12 protein-coding genes and 1 riboswitch are annotated in these 12,735 nt (G+C 50.0%); of the genes, 5 read left to right on the top strand and 7 right to left on the bottom strand.

Going from position 1 to position 12,735, the window contains the following annotated elements:
* Positions 1 to 56: 56 nt before the first annotated feature.
* Entirely contained in the window at positions 57 to 395 is a 339-nt protein-coding gene (locus EZJ49_RS02535) for a hypothetical protein (protein ID WP_262554051.1), read from the top strand.
* On the opposite strand, the gene EZJ49_RS02530 is transcribed toward EZJ49_RS02535, so the two are convergent.
* Positions 392 to 2,212: a hypothetical protein gene (locus tag EZJ49_RS02530; protein WP_262554049.1), complete on the bottom strand. Its 1,821-nt coding sequence runs from the start codon at positions 2,210 to 2,212 to the stop codon at positions 392 to 394. The two genes, EZJ49_RS02535 and EZJ49_RS02530, sit on opposite strands and share 4 nt — an antisense overlap.
* Positions 2,213 to 2,434: 222 nt before the next feature.
* On the opposite strand from EZJ49_RS02530, the gene EZJ49_RS02525 reads away from it, so the two are divergent.
* Together EZJ49_RS02525 and EZJ49_RS02520 are read left to right on the top strand one after the other, a co-directional pair.
* Positions 2,435 to 3,199 carry a M48 family metalloprotease gene (locus EZJ49_RS02525; protein WP_262554048.1) on the top strand — a complete coding sequence of 255 codons (765 nt, stop codon included), beginning with the start codon at positions 2,435 to 2,437 and terminating at the stop codon, positions 3,197 to 3,199.
* 90 nt (positions 3,200 to 3,289) lie between these two features.
* Positions 3,290 to 4,357, top strand: coding sequence for a branched-chain amino acid aminotransferase (locus EZJ49_RS02520; RefSeq protein WP_262554046.1), 1,068 nt, complete (start codon positions 3,290 to 3,292; stop codon positions 4,355 to 4,357).
* 174 nt (positions 4,358 to 4,531) lie between these two features.
* A riboswitch (cyclic di-GMP riboswitch) is annotated at positions 4,532 to 4,618 on the bottom strand.
* Between the two features lie 431 nt (positions 4,619 to 5,049).
* Here EZJ49_RS02520 and EZJ49_RS02515 read toward each other — a convergent pair.
* Positions 5,050 to 5,850: an Mrp/NBP35 family ATP-binding protein gene (locus EZJ49_RS02515; RefSeq protein ID WP_262554044.1), complete on the bottom strand. Its 801-nt coding sequence runs from the start codon at positions 5,848 to 5,850 to the stop codon at positions 5,050 to 5,052.
* A gap of 68 nt (positions 5,851 to 5,918) precedes the next feature.
* Here EZJ49_RS02515 and EZJ49_RS02510 point away from each other — a divergent pair, with 68 nt between their 5' ends.
* Positions 5,919 to 6,320 carry a hypothetical protein gene (locus EZJ49_RS02510; protein ID WP_262554042.1) on the top strand — a complete coding sequence of 134 codons (402 nt, stop codon included), beginning with the start codon at positions 5,919 to 5,921 and terminating at the stop codon, positions 6,318 to 6,320.
* A 12-nt stretch (positions 6,321 to 6,332) separates the two neighbouring features.
* On the opposite strand, the gene EZJ49_RS02505 is transcribed toward EZJ49_RS02510, so the two are convergent.
* The 5 genes from EZJ49_RS02505 to EZJ49_RS02485 all read right to left on the bottom strand — a co-directional run bounded on the left by EZJ49_RS02505 (position 6,333) and on the right by EZJ49_RS02485 (position 11,128).
* Positions 6,333 to 6,785 carry a hypothetical protein gene (locus tag EZJ49_RS02505; RefSeq protein WP_262554040.1) on the bottom strand — a complete coding sequence of 151 codons (453 nt, stop codon included), beginning with the start codon at positions 6,783 to 6,785 and terminating at the stop codon, positions 6,333 to 6,335.
* A 65-nt stretch (positions 6,786 to 6,850) separates the two neighbouring features.
* Entirely contained in the window at positions 6,851 to 7,057 is a 207-nt protein-coding gene (locus EZJ49_RS02500) for a hypothetical protein (protein ID WP_262554038.1), read from the bottom strand.
* A gap of 90 nt (positions 7,058 to 7,147) precedes the next feature.
* Entirely contained in the window at positions 7,148 to 7,567 is a 420-nt protein-coding gene (locus tag EZJ49_RS02495) for a YbaN family protein (protein ID WP_262554036.1), read from the bottom strand.
* A complete protein-coding gene (locus EZJ49_RS02490) occupies positions 7,564 to 10,632 on the bottom strand; it encodes an efflux RND transporter permease subunit (RefSeq protein WP_262554034.1) in 3,069 nt (1,022 codons plus the stop codon). The genes EZJ49_RS02495 and EZJ49_RS02490 overlap by 4 nt, the downstream gene beginning before the upstream one ends.
* Positions 10,633 to 10,771: 139 nt before the next feature.
* Positions 10,772 to 11,128, bottom strand: coding sequence for a photosynthetic reaction center cytochrome c subunit family protein (locus EZJ49_RS02485; protein WP_262554032.1), 357 nt, complete (start codon positions 11,126 to 11,128; stop codon positions 10,772 to 10,774).
* A 105-nt stretch (positions 11,129 to 11,233) separates the two neighbouring features.
* On the opposite strand from EZJ49_RS02485, the gene EZJ49_RS02480 reads away from it, so the two are divergent.
* Complete coding sequence (locus tag EZJ49_RS02480) at positions 11,234 to 12,574, top strand: glycine--tRNA ligase (RefSeq protein ID WP_262554030.1); 1,341 nt, start codon at positions 11,234 to 11,236, stop codon at positions 12,572 to 12,574.
* Positions 12,575 to 12,735: the final 161 nt, after the last annotated feature.

Genomic DNA, 12,735 nt, shown 5'->3' with positions numbered 1-12,735 from the left:
ATTCAATTTAGAATAACGGCGTTCGGGGGTATAAGGCCTTTCGTTGTGGAGGTCCTATGAAAAATCTGGTTTTATCTGTTGTGACATTTTTGACGGCGTCAGTGGCTTTGGCGGCAAATCCGGTGTGTTTTGTGGAATATCGCAGCCCAGCGAGGTCCTATGAAATTCAGGCCGAGCTGACTGTGGAAATAAAGGAAAATACAGATCTGGCCAGCTGGGTTCTGGATCAGCAGATGGAAAGTTTCAACGCCCGCGTGGTGGAAGTGGATGGCCGCTATCTGGCAACACTGTCCGTTGCTGATGTTTCTGTTCATACTGAAAGTGACAGTGATTTATCCCTGTCACTGAAGAAAAAAACGGAGCAAGTCACCGTGACCTGTCCGGCGCGATACTAAATGTCCTGAATTGACAGTAAAGAAATAGCGCTCTTGATCTTGCGGATCGAGGCGTTTTTATCCGGCGTCGCTGTGGCTTCACGAATTTCCCAGCGGCGTCCCTGATACAGATAGTACAGGTAGCTTTGCAGAGTTTCCTCGGTGATGTCCGGGTGGTAGTGCGCCACGTTTCGCAGGTCCTTCATCAGGTCTGCACTGAATGCCAGTGTGGCAATGGCGGCAGACCGCGGGTCCTGCAAATCACTTTTTTCCATTTTATAATGTTCAATGATAACTTCCGGAATGCGTTTGATCTGGGTCGGTCCACGACTGTTGGCATCCGTATCAAAGCCATTCCCTTTTGCCAAAGACACCAGCACCGGGGCCAGTTCCTTGATTTTATATTTCCAGTTCTGGCCATAGTCGGTTTCCGGGGCCAGGACACCAAAGGCGAATTGAGCCAGCATGTTGTAATCATCATCCTCGATGCGCAGAAGACTCATCAGAGTGCTTTTCTCGTCTTGCAGGGCTTTGACATAGGTTTTGGTGAAGCTGTCTTTCAGGTTGACGCTGATAGCGACTTTTTTGAAGTCGCGGTTTAGTGGTGTGTAGTTATACGCCACCCGGTTACGGAAGACCTTATTTGCACCAAAAGTCAGGCGATGATTGCGGATGCGGAAGTGATGTTCGGCAGTTGCCGGCAGTACATACACCGGAGTTCCCACTGGCACTGAAGCATTGGACTTAAACACCGCACGTGTCAGATTGTCTCGTTCAGCCTGCAGGAAGTGGAAGCCGGAAGCTTGTGACGCATAGAAATAGATTCCCGCACCACCGGAGTTGATTTCATCCCCGGCAAAGATTTCCAGAGCAGAGCGGGATAGCTCCACACCGTCCTGACGGAAGTAAAGCAGTTGCTTTTGCTTCTTATCGACGACCACGTAGGCGGAATCGCCGTAGTTGGTATGGAAGTAACGAATCACATCCAGATCGGCCTTTTGATTGATGGCGTGGCGCTTTTGAATATACGTTTCGTATTTTTCGCCGGGGTATTTTTTTAGTGCCACAATTTGAGTCGAACCCGGGTTCAGACGCTGATCTGGCAGTTTGACGGAAGGAATGGCGACAAAGACCTGCCCCAGAACCACAATCTGTGATCCATTGACATCTGCCGTCTGATTTTCACGCAAAGTCAGCCAGTAATCCTGACGCATTTTCTTTTGCGTTTCGGCGTCTGTGATGGTCGTGCAATCACGTCCCAGGCCGCGCAGCAGGGAATTAAATTCGGTCACCGTCAAATGACGTTTCTTTTCTGTCGCTCCGGAAATAGCCGCTAATTTTTTGGATAAAGAAGTTCCGTCGATGCGGGGCCAGTTGTTGCTGATCCAAAGGCTTTCAATTTCACTGTCGGTAAGGTTGATTTCACCCAAATGCCGGGCCAGGGCGGCAACCACCGCAACATAAGAGTTCGACATGCGTGTGGCCGGCTTCCAATAATCGGTCTTTTTCAGGGTTTGAATGAAGTTTTCATAGTCCGATGCCTGACCATATTTTGCGAAAACAGATTTAAAACTTTCGATCTGTTGTTTTTGCAGACGTGTGCTTAGGGTTGCGGCATAGGCTTCGATGGTATTCAGGTTTTCAAGGCTCAGTCTTTGCGCCAGCTTTAGGTACGCCCGTTGATAAAGATGTCCAGTCAGGGAGGGATTCAGAATCTTTTGATCAGAATCCTTCAGACTGACGACGGGCGTTTTGCAGAATGCCGGAACATCAGAAGCCCAGGCAGAACCGGATATCAAAAGACCTGTAATGAAGATTTTAAAAGCATGAGTGCGCATGATCGCTTTTTCAGCAAAGGCGAAGCCAGTCTGAAAGGGAAATCAAGCGGTTATGACACTGTCGGAGCTGTTGATATGTTTGACAGGGGACCAGCAGCGGCAAAGGCCAATTCGCGGCAGCAGTACCGTTTTAGGCGCGTATTGGATGGTCTCTCGGCTTTAGATTCGTCACGGCGCGGGTATGAATATCGCTAGGATACAATTCCACGAGCGAGGTTGTGTATGCGTTGGAAAAGTGTTTTTGCTGTTAAGGTTGTATTGGCTTGTTTGATGGCCGTTCAGGCACAAGCGTCTGTCGCTCAGTATGTGTCGCCCGATTATTATCTGGGACAGTTGGTGCGTGGTATTTTGATGGCGGCAAGTCAGGTCAGTCATCCGCAGTTTAAAGAAATTGAGGCTCCGGAAATCAAACAGAAAGCCGAGCAGGCATTGCACAAAATCTATCAGTATCCGGCGTTCAAGTATCGCTATGATAAGCTTTCCATTATCATTATTCAGGGGCTGCCGGGCGAACCCAACGGATTTAGTTTTGGTAACAACATGTTCTTAACCAAAAGCATTGTTGAGGCGTTGTCTTCTGCGCAACTGACTGCCGTGATTGCGCATGAACTGGCGCATTCAGAAAAAGCTCACAATATGCAAAAGACCCCATTGCCATTGGGGGCCGCAGCCTATCAGCTAAAAACAATTTACGATGCGGTCAAAGCCGGGCAGTGGCCCGCCGGACGTGATCTGGTGGCGTCTATGCAGGACCTGCTGGCAACCAGTGGACTGGCCATGGAGCTTCAGGCGGACTGTGTGGCGGCTCAACAACTGGAACATATGAACCGTCAGGGGCTTCCAAATTCAGCTGCTGATTTGAATAGTGCCACCAGTGTTTTGATGGGATTTGACATCACCACAGACACCTCTGATGACCCTTCGGCAGTACGTGCACAAGCTTTAGTGAACAAAGTTTATGAGCAAGGTTCGTGTGACATCTTTTAACACGGGGCCGTGGGGCTGATTCAGCCTATTAAAAGGTGAAAACCGCAATCGAAGTTTGACCAATCTGTCTATGTTCGATAGGTCCTTGGTATGACAACAATTACCAAGACTCTGACGACATCGCCAAAGGCCCTTCCTCCGTCCAATCAACTTGGATTTGGGCAATATTTCACTGATCACATGTTTGTGGCAAAATTCACCGAAGGCAAAGGGTGGAGCGAAGCCGCTGTTGTTCCGTATGGTCCGCTTTCTTTGGACCCGGGGGCTTCTGTTTTTCATTATGGTCAGGCTCTGTTTGAAGGTATGAAGGTCTTCCGTCAAGAGGACGGCAAAGTGGTTTTCTTCCGTCCCGAGTTCAATCACCGTCGTATGGCCGACGGGGCCGCTCGTCTGTGTTTGGAAGCTCCTCCGCTGGAGCTTTTCATGGACGCTTTGCAGGAACTGGTGGCGGTTGATGAACGTTGGATTCCGAAAGAACCGAACACGTCCCTGTACATCCGTCCCACGTTGATTGGTTCGGAACCGTTTTTGGGGGTTCGTCCTTCGCGCGAAACTATTTTCTTTATTCTTTTGTCTCCGGTGGGTTCTTATTATTCTGAAGGGACCAAGCCGGTAAAAATCTGGGCGGAGGAAAAGTATCTTCGTGCGGCGCCGGGTGGTTTGGGGGCTGTAAAGGCCGGGGCGAACTACGCCTCCAGTCTGAAGGCGGCCTTGGAAGCCAAGAAGCAGGGCTATTCACAGGTTTTGTGGCTGGACGTGGAACACCAGGGGATCGAGGAAGTCGGCACCATGAACGTGTTCTTTGTCTTCGATAACGAAATCGTCACACCGGAATTGAACGGCAGTATTCTGCCGGGCGGGACCCGCGATGCTATTTTAGAACTGTTGCGTTCTAAGGGGCTGCCGGTCACAGAACGTCGTATTACGATCACAGAAGTGATCGAGCGTCTGGGCAGGGGAGAACTTAAGGAAGTCTTCGGAACGGGCACAGCGGCGGTTATTTCGCCTGTGGGCGTGTTGCACTACCGTGGCAAGGACTGGGTTATCAACAACAATGAAAATGGTCCATTAAGCAATGAGCTTTACAGCGAGATCACGGCCATTCAACGTGGAAGTCAGCCGGATAAATTGAACTGGCTGGTATCTCTTAAGAAATAGTTTTTATTTTGATTGTGCTGGGGGCGAAGTCGTCTTGAAAAAGACAGAGCCCAAAAAAAGTGCTAGCGAGGAATCGTCAGTGATAACTCGCTAGCTAAGGGGAATGAAACCAATCCTTGTATGTATTTGTTCCTTCCATATGCACACCTCTGATTCCTCAGGTGACTCATGACCTTTGGCAGCTGGCTGGCATGGTCCGAAAGACCGACACCCCTTTAGCTTTGCGTCCCGCCGTTTCCGAACGGTTTGCCTTGAGGCAAAGGAAGGATCTTAATCCTAACGAGTATAACCCTAGGAACCTCCTTTGAGTTATTCATCAGATCCAACCAGTCCATTCTTGTTTAGAGAGGCATGAACCGCACCTCTTTTTAATAATCCTGGTGACGCATCTTCACTTCAGTTCGTCATCGTGATGTTCGTAAAAACGAAAATTCATCCGTGTCCTCCTTTAGCTGGCCCTACTAGCGTTCACTTACTCAGAGGTAAGTCTCACGAGCCTTGTGGTTTCAACACAATCAGGATAGCCCGACCAAAGTTTTAATTTCAATAGCACGGATGTCGATTCTCAATTTACGTCGGATTTGTGTATCAGGGCGGGAAACAGAATGGTTTTTTGTTTTGGCTTGAAACAAAAAGGCCGTCAGAACGACGGCCTTTTTTGAGAATAAAAAATAGAATTTTAAAAATTTGAACTAGGTTGTTGGAAGAAGTTCGCGAATTTCATCAGCGATCTTCATGAAGGCCTGCGCTTCTGCACCATTGCTGTTGGCTTCCACGATAGGAATGCCGGCTTCGCACGCCATGCCCACAGAAGGATTGAAAGGAACTTCGCCAAGTTTATTGATGCCTTTGGATTCCGCGTAAGAATCAATTTCGCCCTTAGGGAAAAGCTGCATTTTTTCACCGTTGGCAGGGTTGATCATGTAAGCCATGTTTTCCACAAGCCCCAGCAAAGGCACGTTCACACGCGCAAACATATCGACTGCTTTTTTCACATCCACCAAAGCCACGTTTTGCGGAGTGGAAACCATCACAGCACCAGACACCGGAACTTTTTGCGCCAAAGTTAGTTGAATGTCACCCGTACCTGGTGGCAGATCCACAACCAGATAGTCCAGCTCACCCCAGTTCACATCGCGCAGGAATTGATCCATGGCCTTAAACAACATCGGTCCACGCCAGACAACGGCCGCACCTTCCTCCACCAGGAAGCCGATGCTCATCAGCTTGATGCCGTAACGGGTGATAGGTTCCAGTTGATTGGTATCCGGGTTGATATGAGGTTTTTGCGCCAAAGAACCTAACATGCGAGGAATGCTCGGGCCGTAAATATCCGCATCCAACAGGCCGACCTTGTTCTTTCTGCCTAAAGCCATAGCAAGGTTGGTAGCCACCGTACTTTTACCGACGCCGCCCTTGCCGGAACTGACCGCGATAATATGTTTCACTCCGGGAATGCCTGTCTGTTTTTCAAAGGGATTTGGGGCTGCCATGAAGGTGACTCCTTGCTAATTTGCTCCACACAACCAATAATAGAACTTGGATGAATAGCCAAGACTTTTTGACATTGAATCTAGTGGGAGCAGGGGCTTTCATTTTCTGGTATCTCGTTTCACGAGGCGGCAGCCGTCGCCCGACCCAGTTGAACCTGAAGGCGAAGGACAGTGCCCCACCTCTAATCGATCCTGCGCCAGAACAGGCGCCGGGTATCGAGCCTTTGCGTCGAAATGTTGCACCCCCTCAGGTGCACCCCGATCTTGCGGGGAGCCAATCCAAAAGCCTTAACATCATGTTTAATTACAACGGGCATTCCTGGGATGCTTATGAGGTTTTGGGGGTTCCGGCAGGAGCCTCCATCAAGATCGTGACAGAGGCCTATCAGGCGGCGATTCGCCGCAGTGACCGCGAATCGTTGGAGTTTCTGGAAACGGCTTATAAAGCCATTCTTAATAAATCCGCTTAAATTTTTATTTGCTTACTTGGTATAAAGGCAACTGTGACCGCGCCCGTTTCGGCTATGTTCCCACAGGAACTTTTTCGGGCCGTCCTGAATCACGGTGTCTTCTTGCAATAAACTCAAAGAGTTGTCTTTGTCGATGTAAATAGTGGTTTCTTTTTTACTGATGAAGTTGTCGCGACTGACCACTTCCCGTAAAATTTTTCGTCCCGGTGATTGAATGACCTTAAATCCGCGGTTGATCTGGCAGAAGCGAATCGTATCCATGGATGTGCCCTGAGTTGAAGGATACAGGGCAAAACCATCGCAGTCTTCCGTCCACTCCACTTCGGCAGGGCAGTTGTCCGTACCATTGATCAAACGATAGTACCCTTCGGATGCAGAGGCCGCAGGCACTGTCGGCGCACTTGTCGCCAGGGCAATATCTGAAATCAACAGTCCCAAAATAAGAATCAACCGAGGCCAGCGCATTCACACTCCTTCATTCTTTTTTCAAGGAGCAAGCTTCATGCGCAGATGAAATGGCTTGTAGGGCTTCAATAGAGTAGAAATCTCATGATGATATGTCGATATGCCGTTTCTGGGCAGGCCTCGCTGGCTGGTGCCAGAATTTCAGCGATCTTGCTGGCACTACAAGTGGCGGCAGCGTTCAAATTGCTTGGTGTAAAATTCTGATAAGCTAAGAGTAAAAGAAAACCCGTACTCAAAGCACCCAGCTTCGACCACTGACGAATAGTCATCATACATTCCCCCGGACACTTCTTTTCGGCTGGACTTAGGTAAAGGTGTAGAGGGGATTTTACTTAAAGTGATCACAGGTAATGTCTATGGGATCAGCATCTGTCAGATGGCTGGTCAGTCGCGCTGTCTCGATGTGAGACCGAGGGGCGCGTCCAGATAAAAACCAGCACGCAGGAACAGACCACTGCTGCACAAATCTTCGCATAGAAGGGGACATTACCAAAGAAAAGGGACAGGGAAACCAGAGGAACCATCAAACCCGTGGCCATCAGCTTGGCCCGGGTGCGGATCACCCCATGCTTTTGCCAGTCCAATATCATGGGTCCCAGATGGGGCTGCGCCAGCAGCCATTTATGCCAGCGAATTGAGCTGCGGGCGAAAAAGAAAGCTGTCAGTAAAAGAAAGGGTGTTGTCGGAAGCAGAGGTAAAAAAATACCGATGATCCCCAGCGCCAGAAACAGCCAACCCAACACAAAGTAAATTGTTCGCCGGGCTTGCTTTACAATCTTCACAGTTCAACCTTTTTCCTTTTGCTTTCCAGTGGTGAAAGCATCAAATACAGCGCCGGCACGACAAACAAAGTCAGCAGCGTGGAAACAATGGTTCCCCCGATAATGGAAAGACCCATTGGAATACGTGTTTCTGAACCGATACCATGACCGATCACCAAAGGCAAAGCCGCGGCGACGGTTGCCACCGAAGTCATCAGGATCGGGCGCAGACGAATCGGGCAGGCCGCCAGCAGGGCCTTTGCAATGTCGGTTTCCCCGTGATGGCGAACTTGATTTGTGAACTCCACCAGCAGGATGGAATTCTTTTTGGCAATACCCATTAACACAATCAAACCAATGAAACTGAACAGATTCAGGGAAATATCAAACATCCACAAAGCCACCAGGGCTCCGGTCACTGAGAATGGCAAGGCCACCAAAACTGAAACAGGATGGATGAAAGAGTTAAACTGAACGGCCAGAATCAGATAGGCCACCAGAATGCCGACCATCATCGCCGAATAAAGACTTTTAAAGGAATCAGCAAATCCGGCAGAAGCCCCTTCCAGAGCGAACGAATACCCCTGAGGCAGAATCTCTTTGGCAATGGCACTGGTGCGTTCCAGCACGGTGGCCTGAGACTGTCCCGGAGACAGATTTCCGAACACGGAAATCGCACGCTGACGGTTCACACGGCTGATACCCTGAATGGCTTTTTGTTCTTCGATTTTTACAAGCTGGGACAAAGGAATCAGATTGCCGAAGTTATTACGCACATACAGCCGTTTAAAGTCCGCAGGTTTTTGGATTTGTTCTTCTATGAATTTAAAACGAATGTCATAGCGTCTGCCATCAGCAGTGTAACGTCCCTGACGAAGGCCACCGACCCCCGCAGAAAGAATCGCCCCGACGTCTTCAACAGAAACACCGCGAGCCGCCATGGCCTTACGGTCCGGAGTCAAAACCAGCTCAGGAATCCCTTTACGGAAGTCTGTATCCAAATCCACGGCCAGATTTTCTTTTTCCAGACGGTCCATCAGTTCATTGGATTTTTCAAATAGAACATCCAGATCGGGACCGCGCAGATTGATCGCCACCGGGTTCTGACGTCCCGAGGAAAGATTACGTGCGGAAATATCACGCATGGAAACCCGCATATCCTTGATCTTGCGGAATTCCTTACGCCATCTGTCCATGATCTGAAGATGTCCTTCCGAACGATCTGCGCGGGCTTTCAATGCCACGGGCATGAAGACTTGATTCACATTGGCACCACCGCCACCACCGCCGACAGAGACTACAAATCCTGCCACAGTTGCATCGTCTTTTAGCACGGCTTCAAGTTTTTCTGCGGCCTTGCTGGTGGCTTCCAGTGATGTGCCCGGAGGCATCTGCGCATTCAAAATGATAAAGTCCTGATCCTGTGCCGGAACAAATTCCTGACGAACCTTGCTGACCAGGAACAGGGACACAACGAAGAAGATTACCGAGCCCAGAACCACCAGATACTTAAAGCGCAGAGTTCCATGCAGAACTTTTTGATAGGCATGAGCGAACTTTTCAAACAGCTCATCCAGAAAGTGTTCCAGTTTAGAGATTTTTGGTTCTGTACTGAGCAGGGCTGCCGCACGCATTGGGGTGATGGTAACGGCCTCCAAAAGTGACAGGGAAACCGCGGCACTCATGGTGACGCCGAACTGGAAGAAGAATTTACCAATGATCCCGTCCATGAACACAACTGGCAGGAAGACCGCGATAACTGCCAAAGTTGCGGCCACGGCCGCGGGCAGAACTTCTTTTGCGCCATCCGACGCGGCCTTGGCCGATCCTTTACCCATCCGATAATGGCGGATGATATTTTCCAAAAGCATGATGGCATCATCGACGACGATGGAAATGGAAAGAGTCAACGCCAGCAGAGTGAACAGGTTCAGCGTGAATCCTGAGAAATATAAGATGATGAATGTCCCGACAATGGAGGTCGGAATCGAGAACAGGATATTGATCGCCGCCTGAACGTTTCCAAGGAACAGGAAGCAGATTAAAATCGTAATCAGGGCTGCCACCCATAGTTTTTCAATCGTCAGATTGACCGTGGCATCTGTCGGGCGGGTGAAGTCCACATTGACCCGGAAATTGAAGCCTTCCGGGAAAGAGCCTTTGATGCTATCCAGTTTTTCGCGGACCTCATTGGCGACAGTGACTTCGTTTGTACCACGCTGCTTACGCACAATGATGGAAACGGCCTGACGCCCATCGACCCGGGCCGTGCGGCGAACGTCAGAAAGACCGTCCTCCACCCGGGCGACATCCCTGATGAAGATGTCACGATCAAAGATGCGCTGGCCACCCCGGCGCAGAATCTGAATGTTGGCCACTTCATTGACATCTGTGGCTTCGCCCAACCAGCGCACGCGCAACTCGCGTTCGCCTTCAGTAAATTGCCCGGCGGCACTTTCCAAGTGTTGAGTGTTAATCGCGGCAACCACGTCATTGAGGGTCAGATACAAAGATTCTAGTTTTTTAGTGTCCACCCAAATGCGCAGATTACGCTGACTGAAACCACCGATGCTGACCTCACCCACGCCTGGCAGGAAGCGGACTTGATCCAGCAGATAGTTTTCGGTCCAGTTGATCATGTCTCGCAGGGGAGCTTCACCAAAGACCGACAAAATAATGATCGGGTCTTCTTCGGGATTTTGTTTGCGGATGGTGGCCGGGTCCACTCCGGGAGGCCAGCGCATACGGCTAAGTGCTGTTTGAACTTCTTGCAGTACGACATCGACGTTGCGATTAATATCAAAATCCAGCGTGACGGACCCGGACCCTTGTCGGGCTGAAGAACGCATTTCCTTGATACCCTCGATGGCCAGCAGGCGTTCCTCGATAGGGTCCAGCAACTCGGCTTCGACAACTTCCGGGGCGGCCCCCTCGTAAGTGACGGAGATACTGACCACCGGGAAATCCACGTCCGGAAGCTGACTGATACCCATGCGGTTCATACAGATGGCTCCGAAAACAATCAGAGCGAACATTAGAACCCATGCAAACACCGGGCGTCGGATCGAGAGGTCAATCAAGTTCATGGCAGTCCTTTCGCACAATTCATTTTTCCCCATGTGGCGCGAGAGTCAACTTGGGGACTGGAAGGCATGTCACTTTAGACGAAAGAGTGGCGGACGAGGTTCATGGAAGAGGGATTTTTTCTGTAAAAATAGAGGAAACTTAGAAAGCCTTTGCGTTAGCAGGCTCTTTGTAGTCGGGCATCATTTTCCCACGATGACACATATAGCAGGTCGCTTTCGGACCTTTTTTCCCATCCAAGCCGTTGTCTCTCAGCATCTGAGTCAACTTCATATGCTCTTTGCTGATTTTGAAGGCTTTTTTATCGTCAGCCTTGAAGTTCTGAACATTATGGCACGCATTGCAGGTGACACCCAGTTCCCGGGAAATGACGATCATTTCCTCGCGGATTTTTTCCTCGTTAGTCACGAATTTGGCCACGGACTCCGCAGACGCTTGTGGGATGGAAAGGCTCAAAAAAAGGGTCAGAAGGTAGAAGCTTTTTCGGATGCACTGCATAGGAATAGCTTCTCCGAGGACCCGGCCTCAGGCAAGGGAGGACCCTGATTTCTTGACTGGTTCTAGACCCCATATTAACTTGAAACCCAACCTGTGGAGTTCTGTATGAAAATTAAGCATTGTGAGGACCTCAATACTCTTGTCAGCCTCAGCAAACGTCGTGGTTTTGTTTTTCAATCCAGTGAGATCTATGGTGGTCTTGCAAGTTGCTGGGATTATGGTCCTCTGGGCTCATTGATGAAGCTCAATGTAAAACGCGCATGGTGGAACGCCATGACCCGTCGCCCGGATATCGTGGGCTTGGATGCGGCGATCCTGATGCATCCGACGGTGTGGAAGGCGTCTGGTCACGTCGATGGTTTCTCTGATCCATTGGTGGATTGCAAAGACTGTAAAACTCGTTTCCGTGCGGATAACACGGATTCTTATATCAACGAGAAAAAATGCCCGAACTGCGGCAGCAAAAACCTGTCTGAAGAACGCAACTTCAATTTGATGTTCAAAACCCACATGGGTCCTTTGGAGGATTCTGCCAGCGTGATCTATCTGCGTCCGGAAACGGCTCAGGGGCACTTTGTGAACTTCCTGAACTGTCAGCAGTCCTCTCGCTATAAGATTCCATTTGGTATCGCGGCGATTGGTAAGTCCTTCCGTAACGAAATTACTCCGGGGAATTTCATCTTCCGCACGCGTGAATTTGAACAGATGGAAATGCAATATTTTGTAGAGCCGGGCACAGATGAAAAGTTCTTCACCGAGTGGAAAGAGCGTCGTTGGAATTTCTATATCAAGTTCGGTATCAAACCGGAGAATTTGAAATTCAAAGACCACGACAAGCTGGCGCACTATGCGCGTGCGGCGGTGGACGTGGAATACAAGTTCCCAATGGGCTTCTCTGAGCTGGAAGGTATCCACAATCGTTCCGACTTCGATTTGACTCAGCATATGAAGGCCTCTGGCAAAAGTCTGGAATACTTCGACGAGCCGAACAAAAAGAAATACATCCCTTACGTGATCGAAACAGCTGTGGGCTGTGATCGTTTGTTCCTGGCCTTCCTTTGTGATGCTTATCGCGAGGAAATCACCACGGACGACGCAGGTAAAGAGGACGTGCGTGTGGTTCTGGGCTTGCACCCGGAAATCGCTCCGTACAAAGTGGCTGTTTTGCCTTTGTCTAAGAAGGAAGAACTGACGTCCATTTCCGACAAAGTTCGTGACCAGTTGGCGGAAGACTTTGATGTGACTTTGGATGAATCCGGTTCTATCGGTAAGCGCTACCGTCGTCAGGACGAAATCGGTACACCATTCTGTGTGACAGTGGACTTTGACACCATCAACGATCAGGCTGTTACAGTTCGTCACCGTGACAAAATGACCCAAGAACGTGTGGCGATTTCCCAACTGGGTGCTTACATCGCAGCGAAAATGAAGACTTTCAATCAGTAGGCCCGACAGGGCAGAGCTGAAGTCCCGTCAGGGGCAGAGCTGAAGTCCCGTCAGGGGCAGAGCTGAAGTCCCGTCAGGCCCGACAGGGCAGAGCTGAAGTCCCGTCAGGGGCAGAGCTGAAGTCCCGTCAGGGGCAGAGCTGAAGTCCCGTCAGGGGCAGA

The sequence above is a fragment of the Bdellovibrio bacteriovorus genome, assembly GCF_025558485.1.
Classification (GTDB): Bacteria; Bdellovibrionota; Bdellovibrionia; order Bdellovibrionales; family Bdellovibrionaceae; genus Bdellovibrio; species Bdellovibrio bacteriovorus_G.
The sequence above is the reverse complement of the archived record's forward strand: the minus strand, read 5'-3'. Positions and strand labels throughout refer to the sequence as shown.

What these genes read in the sequence shown, in the direction of transcription:
- EZJ49_RS02520 (WP_262554046.1), top strand. Translation starts at nt 3,290, where the DNA reads ATGACAACAATTACCAAGACTCTGACGACATCGCCAAAGGCCCTTCCT.
- EZJ49_RS02490 (WP_262554034.1), bottom strand. Translation starts at nt 10,632, where the DNA reads ATGAACTTGATTGACCTCTCGATCCGACGCCCGGTGTTTGCATGGGTT.
- EZJ49_RS02535 (WP_262554051.1), top strand. Translation starts at nt 57, where the DNA reads ATGAAAAATCTGGTTTTATCTGTTGTGACATTTTTGACGGCGTCAGTG.
- EZJ49_RS02480 (WP_262554030.1), top strand. Translation starts at nt 11,234, where the DNA reads ATGAAAATTAAGCATTGTGAGGACCTCAATACTCTTGTCAGCCTCAGC.
- EZJ49_RS02530 (WP_262554049.1), bottom strand. Translation starts at nt 2,212, where the DNA reads ATGCGCACTCATGCTTTTAAAATCTTCATTACAGGTCTTTTGATATCC.
- EZJ49_RS02505 (WP_262554040.1), bottom strand. Translation starts at nt 6,785, where the DNA reads ATGCGCTGGCCTCGGTTGATTCTTATTTTGGGACTGTTGATTTCAGAT.
- EZJ49_RS02525 (WP_262554048.1), top strand. Translation starts at nt 2,435, where the DNA reads ATGCGTTGGAAAAGTGTTTTTGCTGTTAAGGTTGTATTGGCTTGTTTG.
- EZJ49_RS02500 (WP_262554038.1), bottom strand. Translation starts at nt 7,057, where the DNA reads ATGATGACTATTCGTCAGTGGTCGAAGCTGGGTGCTTTGAGTACGGGT.
- EZJ49_RS02485 (WP_262554032.1), bottom strand. Translation starts at nt 11,128, where the DNA reads ATGCAGTGCATCCGAAAAAGCTTCTACCTTCTGACCCTTTTTTTGAGC.
- EZJ49_RS02515 (WP_262554044.1), bottom strand. Translation starts at nt 5,850, where the DNA reads ATGGCAGCCCCAAATCCCTTTGAAAAACAGACAGGCATTCCCGGAGTG.